Source organism: Marinomonas vulgaris, from assembly GCF_018145875.1.
Lineage (GTDB): Bacteria > Pseudomonadota > Gammaproteobacteria > Pseudomonadales > Marinomonadaceae > Marinomonas > Marinomonas vulgaris.
In genome coordinates, this window is record NZ_JAGSSV010000023.1 from 13,918 (window position 1) to 26,881 (window position 12,964).

The 12,964-nt window shown below is 44.5% G+C and carries 14 protein-coding genes; 12 read left to right on the top strand and 2 right to left on the bottom strand.

The window, feature by feature from the left end:
• The first annotated feature begins 11 nt into the window (after positions 1–11).
• The gene (locus J9B83_RS13245) at positions 12–845 is read left to right on the top strand and encodes a CvfB family protein (RefSeq protein ID WP_211537312.1); all 834 of its coding nucleotides are present in this window, start codon (positions 12–14) and stop codon (positions 843–845) included.
• An 88-nt stretch (positions 846–933) separates the two neighbouring features.
• On the opposite strand, the gene J9B83_RS13250 is transcribed toward J9B83_RS13245, so the two are convergent.
• Positions 934–1,890, bottom strand: coding sequence for a ketopantoate reductase family protein (locus J9B83_RS13250; RefSeq protein ID WP_211537313.1), 957 nt, complete (start codon positions 1,888–1,890; stop codon positions 934–936).
• Positions 1,891–1,974: 84 nt separating this feature from the next.
• On the opposite strand from J9B83_RS13250, the gene J9B83_RS13255 reads away from it, so the two are divergent.
• Positions 1,975–2,460 carry a YajQ family cyclic di-GMP-binding protein gene (locus J9B83_RS13255; RefSeq protein ID WP_211537314.1) on the top strand — a complete coding sequence of 162 codons (486 nt, stop codon included), beginning with the start codon at positions 1,975–1,977 and terminating at the stop codon, positions 2,458–2,460.
• A gap of 5 nt (positions 2,461–2,465) precedes the next feature.
• On the opposite strand, the gene J9B83_RS13260 is transcribed toward J9B83_RS13255, so the two are convergent.
• On the bottom strand, positions 2,466–2,780 hold the full coding sequence (locus J9B83_RS13260; protein WP_236037304.1) for an MGMT family protein: 315 nt from the start codon (positions 2,778–2,780) through the stop codon (positions 2,466–2,468).
• Between the two features lie 48 nt (positions 2,781–2,828).
• On the opposite strand from J9B83_RS13260, the gene J9B83_RS13265 reads away from it, so the two are divergent.
• The 10 genes from J9B83_RS13265 (at position 2,829) to accD (ending at position 12,962) form a co-directional block, all read left to right on the top strand.
• Positions 2,829–3,329, top strand: coding sequence for an FxsA family protein (locus tag J9B83_RS13265; RefSeq protein ID WP_211537316.1), 501 nt, complete (start codon positions 2,829–2,831; stop codon positions 3,327–3,329).
• Positions 3,330–3,456: 127 nt separating this feature from the next.
• Entirely contained in the window at positions 3,457–3,747 is a 291-nt protein-coding gene (locus tag J9B83_RS13270) for a co-chaperone GroES (protein ID WP_211537317.1), read from the top strand.
• 57 nt (positions 3,748–3,804) lie between these two features.
• Positions 3,805–5,448 carry a chaperonin GroEL gene (gene groL, locus J9B83_RS13275; protein WP_211537318.1) on the top strand — a complete coding sequence of 548 codons (1,644 nt, stop codon included), beginning with the start codon at positions 3,805–3,807 and terminating at the stop codon, positions 5,446–5,448.
• Between the two features lie 111 nt (positions 5,449–5,559).
• The gene (locus J9B83_RS13280; protein ID WP_211537319.1) at positions 5,560–6,288 is read left to right on the top strand and encodes an EAL domain-containing protein; all 729 of its coding nucleotides are present in this window, start codon (positions 5,560–5,562) and stop codon (positions 6,286–6,288) included.
• 141 nt (positions 6,289–6,429) lie between these two features.
• Positions 6,430–8,625 (top strand): FimV/HubP family polar landmark protein, encoded by a 2,196-nt coding sequence (locus J9B83_RS13285; protein WP_211537320.1) that lies wholly within the window; start codon positions 6,430–6,432, stop codon positions 8,623–8,625.
• Entirely contained in the window at positions 8,618–9,457 is an 840-nt protein-coding gene (gene truA, locus J9B83_RS13290) for a tRNA pseudouridine(38-40) synthase TruA (RefSeq protein WP_211537321.1), read from the top strand. The genes J9B83_RS13285 and truA overlap by 8 nt, the downstream gene beginning before the upstream one ends.
• Positions 9,441–10,058, top strand: coding sequence for a phosphoribosylanthranilate isomerase (locus tag J9B83_RS13295; protein WP_211537322.1), 618 nt, complete (start codon positions 9,441–9,443; stop codon positions 10,056–10,058). Before truA ends, J9B83_RS13295 begins: the two co-directional genes overlap by 17 nt.
• Entirely contained in the window at positions 10,051–11,262 is a 1,212-nt protein-coding gene (trpB, locus tag J9B83_RS13300; protein ID WP_211537323.1) for a tryptophan synthase subunit beta, read from the top strand. Before J9B83_RS13295 ends, trpB begins: the two co-directional genes overlap by 8 nt.
• The gene (gene trpA / locus J9B83_RS13305) at positions 11,259–12,065 is read left to right on the top strand and encodes a tryptophan synthase subunit alpha (protein WP_211537324.1); all 807 of its coding nucleotides are present in this window, start codon (positions 11,259–11,261) and stop codon (positions 12,063–12,065) included. The genes trpB and trpA overlap by 4 nt, the downstream gene beginning before the upstream one ends.
• Before the next feature lie 30 nt (positions 12,066–12,095).
• Positions 12,096–12,962 (top strand): acetyl-CoA carboxylase, carboxyltransferase subunit beta, encoded by an 867-nt coding sequence (gene accD, locus J9B83_RS13310; RefSeq protein ID WP_211537325.1) that lies wholly within the window; start codon positions 12,096–12,098, stop codon positions 12,960–12,962.
• Positions 12,963–12,964: the final 2 nt, after the last annotated feature.

The window sequence follows — 12,964 nt, forward strand, 5'->3', positions numbered from 1 at the left end:
TTGGAGAATTCATGGCTACTCAAATTGGGCGCTTAAATACATTAAGAGTCGTTAAAGAAAAAGATTTTGGTGTGTATTTAGACGCAGGTGATCTAGGCGAGATTTTATTGCCAAGACGCTATGTCACAAAAGATGTGTACGTCGATCAAGACGTAGAAGTGTTTATCTATTTAGATTCGGACGATAAGCTCATTGCGACGACCGACTTTCCGAAAGCGCAAGTGGGCGAATTTGCCGGTTTGACCGCCTGTGAAGTAAATCAGGTCGGTGCGTTTTTTGACTGGGGTTTGCCAAAAGATTTGTTGGTGCCTTTTAGTCAGCAAAAAAATCGTGTTGAAGAAGGCGAAACACATTTGTTGTTTATCTACCTAGACAACATTACTCACCGTATTGTCGCCACAACACGCATCGATGCCTTGCTGAATCGCGAAGCAGCGCCTTACCGGGTCGGCGAAAAAGTATCTATCATCATTGGCGACAAAACCAATATTGGTTTTAAGTGCATCATAGATAATCGCTTTTGGGGTGTACTTTTCTTCGAAGATGCGTTTCGTCAGCTTCGTAAAGGTGAAAAAACCGTTGGTTTTATTAAGCAAATGCGCGAAGACGGTAAAATTGACTTGAGCTTACAAGAAGTTGGTTACAAGAAAGTACGTAACATTCTGGACGATATTCTAGAATATTTGGATGCTCACGGTGGCGAGTCACCATTAACTGATAAAGCGTCGCCAGAAGCGATTTACGCTGTGTTCAAGGTGAGCAAAGCGACCTACAAAAAAGCCCTTGGTGCTTTGTACAAAGACAAGAAAATCCTGCTGACGAAAGAGAAAATCTCCAAAATCTAGTGGATTACTTACATTAGGTAAGCAGTGACACAAAAACGCCGCGATCATCGCGGCGTTTTTATTTGTACGTAGAGTTTTTAGACCTTTGCTATGAGGTCATGCCTAATAATTTCTTCTTCACATCTTCTCTTTGTTCTGCGTGGGCGACGCCTTCATACAGCATGCGTTGAATCGGTAATTCAATGGGGCTGTTGTCTAGTAAAAAGCCAGAAATAAAATCATTCTCGGTTTGTCTGCGAAGACGAATGTCTTCGTGCATGGATGAGCGATTTAGTCGTGTTAGCTGAGCGATGGTGCTGACACGATTTTTCAGATTGTCTGCGGTAAGGTGAAGGCTTTCTTGTGCATAGCCAAATTTATCATGAGTAAACATGGTGCCTAACTCAGCCAAAGTGGCTTCCATTAAAGGCTTGAATTCGTCGTTAAGGATATCGCCATTGTGGATATTGAAAATGGCTGTAATAGGGTTGATCACAGCATTAACCGCTAACTTTTCGATCATTCGTTGATGAATGTTGATGACCGTCATGTTTTCGAGGGGAAAGTCTGTCGTCTCTTTTTTGTCATCTCGTCGCCACAGACCAAAGTAAGTATCGCCAAGGCCTGTGTGTTTAATATGGTTTTTTTCAATCTTTAGTACCCCTTCGCTGGTGGTGCCTGCCCATAAGGTTTGGCTATCTAGCAAGGCGTTTTGAAGCGCTTCTTGAGCCCCAATGCCATTGCATAGGCAGGCAACGTGGGCATCGTCGGTAATAAAGTCAGCAACTTGCGCAAACGCGGTGGTAAGATCGAAGGATTTCGTACAAAGCAACACCTTATCGTATTGCCTAGAAAGCTCGCTCGGGGTAAGGCTTTTGACTTTGTGTTTAGAGACACTGATTTGCTGATGACCTTCTTCGTCCGTGAGCGATTCCAGCGTAATCTTATTGCCAGGACTCTCGGATCGATACACAAGATGGACTTTATGGCCGAGCTTTTCGAGCTTACAAGCCCAAAAAAGACCGATAGCGCCAGCGCCGATGACTAACCAAGGCGTGTTCTTCATAATAGGTTTCCATTAGGTGTTTTATTTCAATCCCTGTTATTATCGCGCCAAATCTACACTATTGGAAAGGTTAAGGAGCAGAAAATGCCATCATTTGACGTAGTATCTGAACTAAACTGGCACGAAGTCAGTAACGCCGTTGATCAAGCGAACCGTGAAATTACCACACGGTACGACTTTAAAGGGGTAAAAGCCCATTATGAAATCAAAGATAAAACCAGTGTTGTGATGGAGGCGGAAGCCGAACCACAGCTTCGCCAGATGTCAGACATTTTGAATCAGAAGTTGGTTGCACGTGGTATTGATTTGAAGAGTATTGAGAAAGAAGACATTGTGCGTGGCAATATGCGCGCTTCTCAGGGCGTTAAAATGAAAGAAGGCCTTGAAACAGACGAAGCGAAAAAAATCGTCAAGTTGATCAAGGACAGCAAAGCCAAGGTGCAGGCGCAAATCCAAGGCGATCAATTGCGGGTAACGGGTAAAAAGCGCGATGATCTACAGCAGGTAATGGCGTTATTGCGCGGTGCGGATTTAGCGCAGCCGGTGCAATTTACGAACTTCAGAGACTAAATCGTCTACTTTGCGCTGTCGTTGGTAACGAGTTTGTTGCCAACGACGAGCCAACCTTCCATCTCGAGTTTTGCCTTTTGGTTTAGATAGGCGTCTGAATTTTCAGCAAAACTAATGCGTCTTTGAGCGTTTACCACACGGTGCCAAGGTAAACGGGTATCCTTTGGTAGCTGCTTCAACAAGTGGCCTACTTGCCTAGCATAGCCTGGAAATCCAGCTTCGCGTGCTAATTCACCATAGGCGATGCATTCTCCCGCTGGCACCATGCTCAAAATAAGGAACACTTGAGATTTAAAGTGTACCATCGCTTGATTAGTCAATGTGCTGCCCATAGATAAGACAAACAGTATAAATTAAAGAAGGTGTTCATGAGATTTGCTCTTTTACTCTTTATTCTAGTGCCAATCGTTGAAATGACCGTGTTGATTCAAGTCGGTAGCAAAATCGGCAGTTTATCGACGGTTGGTTTGGTATTTCTTACTGCCATTGTAGGGGTTACCTTGATTCGTAAGCAAGGTTTGGAGACCTCAATGAAGGCCCAAGAAAAAATGCGTCGCGGGGAGTTGCCAGCCGCGGAAGTGGCGGAAGGTATGATGCTGATACTGGCTGGCTTGTGCCTGTTAATTCCTGGCTTTGTGACCGATGCAATAGGAGGTTTGTTATTAGTGCCGCCGCTGAGAAAGTTATTTGCGGCAGGCATTGTGGTTAAATTAATGAGCTCAATGATGGCAAAGGGCACGCAATGGCGCTCTGGCGCTCAAAGCAGCTATCAAAGCCACTATCGCTCGCAAACTCGCACCGACTCAGATGGCGAAATCATCGAAGGTGAGTATGTGAATGAAGATACGGATCTAATTGATAAAAAATAATTTTTGAATTGGGTTGAAAAACGGATTACCAGCCGTATATAAAAACCGACATAAACTCTCGCTTTTAAAAGTGAGGTAACATCCCGCCAGGGTGTCCTGGTATTGTTTTAATTGGAGATTAAGATTGATGAATATTCGTCCTCTGCACGATCGTGTCGTTGTTCGCCGTAAAGAAGAAGAGACAACAACCGCATCTGGTATCGTACTGCCTGGATCGGCTAAAGAAAAACCTACGCAAGGCGAGGTTTTGGCTGTGGGTACGGGTCGTATTCAGTCTAATGGCGATGTGCAAGCATTGGCTGTTAACGTTGGTGATACAGTGATGTTTGGCCAATACTCAGGTCAGACAGTTAAAATCGACGGTGAAGAACTGCTTATCATGAAAGAAGAAGAAATTTACGGTGTTATCGAAGCCTAATTTAGTTTGATTTTCTATTTGATTTGAAACATTTAAAACAGTTAAAGGTATAAAAACATGTCAGCGAAAGAAGTGAAATTCGGAGACAGTGCACGTCAGCAAATGCTACGTGGTGTAAACGTTCTTGCCGATGCGGTTAAAGTAACCTTGGGGCCTAAAGGCCGCAACGTGGTTATCGAGAAGTCTTTTGGCTCTCCTTTAATTACTAAAGATGGTGTGACCGTTGCCAAAGAAATCGAATTGGAAAACAAATTCGAGAATATGGGCGCGCAAATGGTTAAAGAAGTGGCGTCTCAAGCTAACGATGTAGCAGGTGATGGTACAACAACGGCAACGGTATTGGCTCAAGCCTTGATCACAGAAGGTCTTAAATCCGTTGCTGCGGGTCGTAACCCAATGGATCTTAAGCGTGGTATCGATAAAGCTGCTGCCGCTGTTGTGAAAGAATTGGCGGCGCTTTCTACGCCTTGTGCCGATACTCGTGCGGTTGAGCAGGTAGGTACAATTTCAGCTAACTCTGATTCTTCTGTGGGTAAAATTATTGCAGAAGCCATGGAGCGCGTTGGTAAAGAGGGCGTTATCACGGTAGAAGAAGGTTCTGGCTTTGATGATGAGCTGGCTGTGGTTGAAGGTATGCAATTCGATCGTGGTTATTTGTCTCCTTATTTCATCAATAACCAAGAAACCATGAGTGCGGAGCTTGAAAACCCATTCATTCTTTTGGTTGATAAGAAAGTTTCCAATATCCGTGAATTACTTCCAGTATTGGAAGGCGTTGCGAAGGCATCACGTCCTTTGTTGATTATTGCGGAAGATGTTGAAGGTGAAGCTCTAGCAACATTGGTTGTAAACAGCATGCGCGGTATCGTCAAGGTCGCGGCTGCTAAAGCGCCAGGTTTTGGTGATCGTCGTAAAGCAATGCTAGAAGATATAGCGATTCTTTCTGGTGCGACAGTAATTTCTGAAGAGGTTGGCTTAACCCTAGAAGCAACTACAATGGAGCAGCTTGGTACGGCTAAGCGTGTTACGTTAACAAAAGAAAGCACGACGATTGTTGATGGTGCTGGCGTTGCGGCGAACATCACAAGCCGTGTTGAACAAATTCGAGCTGAAATTGCTAATTCTTCTTCTGAGTATGACAAAGAGAAGCTACAAGAACGCGTTGCGAAATTGGCTGGTGGTGTTGCGGTCATCAAGATCGGCGCGGCTACTGAAGTTGCAATGAAAGAGAAAAAAGCTCGTGTAGACGATGCACTTCATGCAACGCGCGCAGCGGTTGAAGAAGGTGTGGTTGCTGGTGGTGGTGTTGCCTTGGTGCGTGCTTTGACGAAAGTAACTGAGCTAATGGGTGACAATGAAGATCAAAACGTCGGTATCGCTCTAGCTCTTCGTGCAATGGAAGCGCCAATGCGTCAAATCGTAGCTAACGCAGGTGATGAAGCTTCTGTTGTTGTTGACCAAGTGAAAAAAGGCGAAGGTAACTACGGTTACAATGCAGCAACGGGTGAATATGGCGATATGCTGGAAATGGGTATCCTTGATCCAGCTAAAGTAACGCGTTCTGCACTTCAAGCGGCTGCTTCTGTTGCTGGTCTAATGATCACCACAGAAGCCATGATTGCAGAATTGCCTAAAGAAGATGCGCCAATGCCTGATATGGGTGGCATGGGCGGAATGGGTGGTATGGGTGGGATGATGTAATCCTGATCTAACCCATTGAAATAAAAAGAAAACCTCGCTTTTTGGCGGGGTTTTTTTTTATAATGGTGTATTTTGTAAATGCCTCTTATTCTCTTTAAATGGATGTGATTGATGTCGTTATTATCGCAAAACAGCCTACTTGAGCTGGTTGAGTCCAAGCGGTTTGGTGTTGAATACCAGCCTATTGTTGAAGTTAAAACAGGAGAGGTGTTTGCTTATGAGGCTTTGTCTCGTTTTAAAATGGTGAATGGCGAATTTATTCGCCCAGATTATGTTTATGCATCACTACATGACAACCCATTGTTATTGTTCCAAGTCGAGTTAGCACAAAAGAAGCTTCAACTAGCAGGGCTATCAAGTAATGAAAAAATATTCGTTAACTTAGACCAAGATGCTTTTTTTGCTTGTGGTCAGGATGTGGCTGGTAATGCATTTGTTGAGCTGATTCATAAAGAAGGTAAGGATAGGGTCGTTGTTGAATTAATAGAAAACTCTGAGATGAGTGATGCATTAATGAGCCTTTCTATGATTGAAGTGTTTAATCAACTGGGTGTTCGAACGGCTCTGGATGATTTGTGTAACCCTAAATCTATGTTGTCCGTGGCGGTGTTGCAGTTGGTTGAGTGGATTAAGCTTGATAAGTGTGTATTGACCAATCGATGCGATGCCAACTTTATGGCGTTTGTATCAAAAATTATTGATTTTGCTCAAATGACGGGTAAACAGGTTATTCTTGAAGGTGTAGAAACGGAGGCAGACTTGGCTTTTGCTAGAATAATCGGTGTGGATTATGTGCAAGGTTTTTATTATCGCGATCGATTTTTATCTCATTTTAGTTGAAACCGTCTTTACTATCGCTTTTTATTGATTTGTCTTGGTTATAGCCCAAACCATTGATTCTAAAGCTATTGATAAATGCTCACCTGTGTAAGATACTTGGTCGACCATTTATGTTCATAATTTGTAAATAAAGGGAAGCTTATGCTCAGAAAAACCCTCGTCAGTATTGCTGTGTCTAGTGCATTTTTTGTGTCCAGCAGTTACGCATTGGAGCTGGGTGAATTGACTTCCCAATCAAATTTGAACGAGCCATACCGCGGAAAAATCGCCCTTTCTGATGTGGGTAGTTTAACCAGTAATGATATTCTAGTTCGTTTAGGTAGCGAAAATGAGTTTCGCCAAGCGGGCTTCATGGCAACCAGTGTTTTATCTCAATTAAAGTTTGATGTCGTTCGCGAAAACAGAGACTTAATTGTAACCGTATCATCTGACCAGCCATTACAAGTCGATGAGCTTAGGTTTATTTTGGCTGCGCGATGGCCAAGTGGTCAAGTCGTTCGAGAATACAAAGCGCCTGTTAATCAATCGGCATTGGTTGATAAGTCTCGAAATGAATCCGTGCAGGCGGTGAGTAGTGCATCTGATAATAGTGTATTTAGACAAGCTGCAACGTTAGCTCAAAGGATGCCGGTTAAAGGCCAACAATCCATCGTTAAAGGCAACACACTTTGGTCTGTTGCAGGGCAAAATAGGCCGACCAATCAGTTGTCTATTTATCAAACCATGATGGCGATTCAAGCACTTAATAAAGACGCTTTTTACTCTAATAACATCAATTTGCTTAAAGAAGGGGCAGTGCTTCGTTTGCCTACCCAAGAGCAAATTGCTTTGTTTAACCAGACCATGTCTAAAGAAGAGTTTCAGCGACAGCATGATGCTTGGATGGCCTCTAAAGGAAATCAAAATAATACGGCAGTTGGGCAAGCTCAATTAAATACACAAGCTAAAGCGAAGGCCGCTTCAAACCAAGAAAATACCGCTGGCGACAAATTAACTCTGGCATCAGGCCAAAGTATTCTTCCTGAAAACACCGCTAGCTCGAACACCGGTGAAGACAGTAATGCTATCGAAGCGTTACAGAATGAATTGTCCGCTTCTCAAGAAATGCTGGATAAAGAGCAGCGCGAGAAAAGCGAGTTGTCGACTCAGCTTAATGATCTAAATAAACAGCTCGCCACCCTTGAGCAGTTGATCAGCCTAAAAGACAAACAAATGGCCGAATTGCAACAGCAATTTATAAGTGCTCAACAAGCCTTACAAGAGCAAAAGAATACTGTTGATCAGTTGTTAGAAGCGGATCAGCTTCGACGCGAGAAAGAACAGGCCGAAGCTGATTCCTTGACGAATCAAATTTTTGGCAACCCTATTATTGTTTCCATTGGTGCCGTAGTGCTTCTACTGTTCGGATTCCTAATTGGTATCTTGATGCGCCGCGGCAATAAGAAAAAAGAAGAGCAAACTTCATCAAAAGATGAGTTTGATCTTTCTGCTGCAGCGCCGGTTGCAGCCGTTGCAGCGGCTGATTATGCCTCAGCGGAAGAGGATCAAGACAATAAGGCAGACGAGGAGAGTCCGTTTGCTTTTGATCTTGATGAAGCGAAAGACGAGGATGGCCTAGAAGACTTCGGTACGTTTGAAGAAGAACTAGCGTCCGACGATTTACCGACTTCCTTATTTGATGAAGACTTGGAAAGTGATTCGAATGAGACGCCAGATTCACTTTCTGAAAATGACGATGTCGATGACATCTTTGCGTCGTTCGATGAAGTAGACGAACTGCCTGAGCCGGAATTACCTCTTGATACCGAAGAAGATGACGATGAGCTAGAAGCGGCTATCGATGATGAAGATGTGCCAACCATTACTCCTGAGCCTATTGAACCGGAAGAAACAGAGACCGACATATCAGATCCAGAAGAGCAAAGCGCAGAAGAAAGTGAAGAGGAGTCGTTTGTATCAAGTTTATTGAATGATGAAGAGCAAGAAGATACAGACGAATCAGACGTTTTCTCTGGTTCTCCTGATGATACATTAGCCAATTCCATCGAAGAGAGTTTGGCCGAAGCCCAACAGGATGACGATGAAGAGGAAGTGCCTTCGTTTGGTGAAGCTGAAGCGGCGCAAGACGAAGAGGAAAGCGATGAAGAAGAGGATTTTGATTTCTTTGACGCCAGTGGTGATGAAGCAGCGACTAAGCTTGATCTGGCGCGTGCCTATCTTGATATGGGTGACGAAGAGGGCGCTCGCGTAATACTTGAAGACGTAGCCGAATCTGGAAATGAACAACAAGTGGCAGAAGCAAATAATATGATGGAGCGAATGTTCCCAAGTGACTGATCATCAAACGTTAAAAAAAGTAGTGTTGATCGTTGAATACAACGGTTCTGAATACAAGGGCTGGCAAGCACAAAAATACGATGTTCCCAGTGTGCAAGAAAACCTAGAGAAAGCCTTATCGGTTATTGCAGATCACCCAGTGAAAGTAATCTGTGCAGGTCGAACCGATTCAGGTGTGCACGCTAGTGCTCAAGTGGTGCATTTTGAAACCCATGTCGACCGACATGAGAGGGCGTGGACGTTAGGGGTAAATACTTATCTTCCCGCTGATATTTGTGTGGTGGCGGCTCAATACGTAGCGGATGATTTTCACGCGCGTTTTAGTGCGTTAAGTCGACGCTATCGTTATGTGATTTATTCTGCTCCATTGCGGCCAGCATTATTAGCTGGTGGTGTCACTTGGACTTATAAGAATCTTGATGTGGAAGCCATGAAGCAAGCCGCGAAGAAGTTTGTGGGCAAACATGACTTCTCTTCTTTTAGGGCCATTGGTTGTCAGGCGCACACACCGATACGAACCATTTTAAATTTTGATGTTCAGCAATTGGGTCAATACATAGTATTGGATGTGAGAGCGAATGCGTTTTTGCATCATATGATTCGTAATTTTGCCGGTGTACTAATGGCCATTGGCGCGGGCGAAAAACCGGTAGCTTGGGCGCAAACAGTGCTTGATGCAAAAGATCGTACCAAAGGGGGTATCACAGCCCCTCCAACGGGCTTATATTTTGTCGATGCACAATATCCAGAACATTTTAATGTTCCCTCTCGGCCGTTAGGGCCACATTTTCTACCGCCTGTTGAAGAGCCACCTTATGAACTGCCAAGTTAAAATCTGTGGGATCACTAACCTTGACGATGCCTTAATGGCTTGTCGATACGGTGCAGACGCATTAGGCTTTGTATTTTACTCAAAAAGTCCTCGGTATGTATCGCCGGAAACGGCAAATAACATAGTGGCACAACTGCCTCCTTTTATCACGCCTGTTGCTTTGTTTGTTGATGCTACCCACGAAGAGATAGTTTCCGTTATCAATGGTAGTGCTCGGTGGATGATCCAGTTTCATGGCAATGAGTCGGAAGCAGAATGTTGTTCTTATCAACGACCTTTTATGAAGGCGCTGAGAATGAAACAAGGAGACGACATTGTTGCCTTGGTCGACCAATACCCAAGTGCCAGCGCTATTTTGTTGGATGCCTATAAGCCTGATGTGCCAGGGGGGACGGGGGAAGTATTTGATTGGTCATTGATCCCTAAAAACCTATCTAAACCTCTTGTTTTGGCCGGTGGGTTAACTCCCGATAATGTCAAACAAGCGGTCAAACAAGTCGCGCCTTACGCAGTAGATGTAAGCGGAGGCGTAGAATTATCAAAAGGCCTCAAGAGTGAGCCTAAAGTAAGAGCCTTCATTGGTGGAGCCAAAAGTGAATAATAAAGATATCCCTCTCGATTTACCCGATTCTCATGGTCGTTTTGGTCCATACGGTGGTGTGTTTGTATCAGAAACTCTGATGTCAGCATTGGATGATCTCGCCGCCATGTACGAGCGCTTGTCAAAAGACAGTGAGTTTCAAGCGGCATTTGACTACGATTTAGCGCATTATGTAGGACGTCCATCGCCTCTGTATTATGCAGATCGGTTAACTAGAAAGGCCGGTGGTGCCAAGATTTACCTAAAGCGTGAAGATCTTAATCACACGGGCGCGCACAAGATTAACAACACCATTGGACAAGCTTTATTAGCCAAACATATGGGTAAGCCTAATATCATTGCGGAAACTGGCGCAGGTCAACACGGTGTGGCTTCAGCGACCGTGGCGGCAAGGCTAGGTCTTAAGTGTAAGGTGTTCATGGGCGCCGAAGACATTAAGCGCCAGTCGTTGAATGTTTACCGCATGAAGTTACTGGGTGCCGAAGTAATATCCGTTGAATCTGGCACTAAAACCTTAAAAGACGCCTTGAACGAGGCCATGCGTTATTGGGTCGGTAATGTAGATGATACTTTCTACATCATTGGCACTGCCGCTGGTCCACACCCTTACCCTAAATTGGTACGAGACTTTCAATCAATTATTGGTCGCGAAATCAAAGCACAATGTATGGAACAGGAAGGTCGTTTGCCAGATGCGGTTGTCGCTTGTGTTGGGGGGGGGTCCAATGCAATTGGTATGTTCCATCCTTTTATACAAGATGAAGGTGTGGCTATGTATGGTGTTGAAGCCGGCGGTGATGGTGTCGAAACGGGTCGTCATGCCGCCCCATTGAGCGCGGGTCGCCCTGGTGTTTTACACGGTAATCGAACTTATGTAATGGCCGATGATGACGGTCAGATTATCGGCACGCATTCTATTTCAGCTGGTTTGGATTACCCAGGTGTTGGGCCTGAGCATGCTTGGCTAAAAGACATTGGCCGAGCTAATTACGTGGCGATCAATGACGACGAAGCAATGGAAGGGTTCCGTGATTTAACCCGACTAGAAGGTATCATGCCAGCGTTGGAATCCAGCCATGCTGTTGCGTATGGCATGAAACTGGCAGCGACCATGGCGAAAGATCAAATTGTTGTGATTAACTTGTCTGGTCGTGGAGACAAAGACATCCTTACCGTTGCTGAATTAGATGGAATTGAAGTATGAGCCGCATTAAACAGTGTTTTGAAACATTAGAGCAAGCGGGCAAAAAGGCGCTTATTCCTTATATCACAGCGGGTGACCCCAGCCCTGATCATACGTTAACTTTAATGAATGCCTTGGTTGACTCTGGTGCGGATGTTATTGAGATTGGTATGCCTTTCTCGGACCCTATGGCTGATGGTCCTGTAATTCAGCTTGCTTGTGAGCGCAGCTTGGCAGCAGGCACCAGTGTCAAAAAAGTGTTGGAAATCATTGCTAGCTTTAGACAGCACAATACCCATACGCCTATTGTTTTAATGGGATATTTAAACCCCATTGAGTTTTTTGGTTATCAAAAATTCTCTGATGCGGCAAAAGAAGCAGGTGTTGATGGGATTTTATTAGTGGATCTGACTCCTGAAGAGGCGACAGATGTAGTAGAATGCTTCCAAAATAACGCAATTGACCTTATTTACTTGCTGTCACCGACAACAACACCTGAACGAGCTAAGAAAATCTGTGATTTGGCTTCTGGTTATGTGTATTACGTCTCGGTAAAAGGGGTGACAGGGTCAGCGGAATTAGATGTTGATAGCGTTAAAAAGCATGTGGATTCGTTACGAGAAGTAACCAAATTACCCATAGGTGTGGGTTTTGGTATCCGTGATGGAAAAACTGCTGCTGCGGTGAGCCAATGTGCCGACGGCGTTATCATCGGCAGCGTTTTAGTTAATGCCATTGCTGCCAATCAACACAATACAAAAGAACACATCGCTGAAGCCTTACGTGGTGTTTTATTGCCAATGCGCAATGAAATGGATGCTTAACGCTTTAGTAATCAGAATTTGGAGAAAGAAATGAGTAGCTGGTTAGATAAATTTGTTCCATCGATTGTACGTAGCGAATCAAAACGCAATGCGTCTGGTTCTGTTCCAGAAGGACTGTGGAAAAAGTGCCCTAAGTGCGAAAACGTACTTTATCGCCCAGAGCTGGAAAAGAATTTAGATGTTTGCCCCAAGTGCAGCCATCACATGCGCGTTGGCGCTCGTCGTCGATTGGACATTTTCTTAGACAAAGAGGATCGTCAGGAAATTGCTTCACACCTTGAACCTGAAGATAAATTGAAATTTAAAGACTCTAAGCGTTATAAAGACCGCTTGGCTGATGCGCAAAAGGCAACGGGTGAGAAAGATGCTTTGGTTGCTATGCAGGGTACACTCAATGGTATGCCTGTTGTTGCGGTTGCGTTTGAGTTTCGCTTCTTAGGTGGTTCCATGGGAGCCATTGTGGGGGAACGCTTCATTCAAGCTGTTAATGTGTGCCTTGAAAAACGTATTCCTTTGGTATGCTTTTCTGCCAGTGGTGGTGCGCGTATGCAAGAAGCGCTTATTTCATTGATGCAAATGGCGAAAACCAGTGCAGGACTGGAGCGCATGAAACAAGAAGGGATTCCGTATATTTCCGTGATGACAGATCCTGTGTTCGGTGGTGTGTCAGCGTCTTTGGCAATGCTGGGTGATTTGAACGTTGCTGAGCCTAACGCTTTAATTGGCTTCGCCGGCCCACGTGTTATCGAACAGACGGTTCGTGAGAAATTGCCTGAAGGTTTTCAGCGTAGTGAGTTTTTGCTAGAAAAAGGGGCGTTAGACATGATCATCAAACGTGATGAGATGCGCAGCCGCTTGTTCAATATTCTTTCTATGCTTACTCATAAGGTAGCCTAATT

Excerpts from the sequence above, each read along its gene's own strand:
- J9B83_RS13245 (WP_211537312.1), top strand. The coding sequence starts at position 12 with ATGGCTACTCAAATTGGGCGCTTAAATACATTAAGAGTCGTTAAAGAA.
- J9B83_RS13250 (WP_211537313.1), bottom strand. The coding sequence starts at position 1,890 with ATGAAGAACACGCCTTGGTTAGTCATCGGCGCTGGCGCTATCGGTCTT.
- J9B83_RS13255 (WP_211537314.1), top strand. The coding sequence starts at position 1,975 with ATGCCATCATTTGACGTAGTATCTGAACTAAACTGGCACGAAGTCAGT.
- J9B83_RS13265 (WP_211537316.1), top strand. The coding sequence starts at position 2,829 with ATGAGATTTGCTCTTTTACTCTTTATTCTAGTGCCAATCGTTGAAATG.
- J9B83_RS13270 (WP_211537317.1), top strand. The coding sequence starts at position 3,457 with ATGAATATTCGTCCTCTGCACGATCGTGTCGTTGTTCGCCGTAAAGAA.
- groL (WP_211537318.1), top strand. The coding sequence starts at position 3,805 with ATGTCAGCGAAAGAAGTGAAATTCGGAGACAGTGCACGTCAGCAAATG.
- J9B83_RS13280 (WP_211537319.1), top strand. The coding sequence starts at position 5,560 with ATGTCGTTATTATCGCAAAACAGCCTACTTGAGCTGGTTGAGTCCAAG.
- J9B83_RS13285 (WP_211537320.1), top strand. The coding sequence starts at position 6,430 with ATGCTCAGAAAAACCCTCGTCAGTATTGCTGTGTCTAGTGCATTTTTT.
- J9B83_RS13295 (WP_211537322.1), top strand. The coding sequence starts at position 9,441 with ATGAACTGCCAAGTTAAAATCTGTGGGATCACTAACCTTGACGATGCC.
- trpA (WP_211537324.1), top strand. The coding sequence starts at position 11,259 with ATGAGCCGCATTAAACAGTGTTTTGAAACATTAGAGCAAGCGGGCAAA.
- accD (WP_211537325.1), top strand. The coding sequence starts at position 12,096 with ATGAGTAGCTGGTTAGATAAATTTGTTCCATCGATTGTACGTAGCGAA.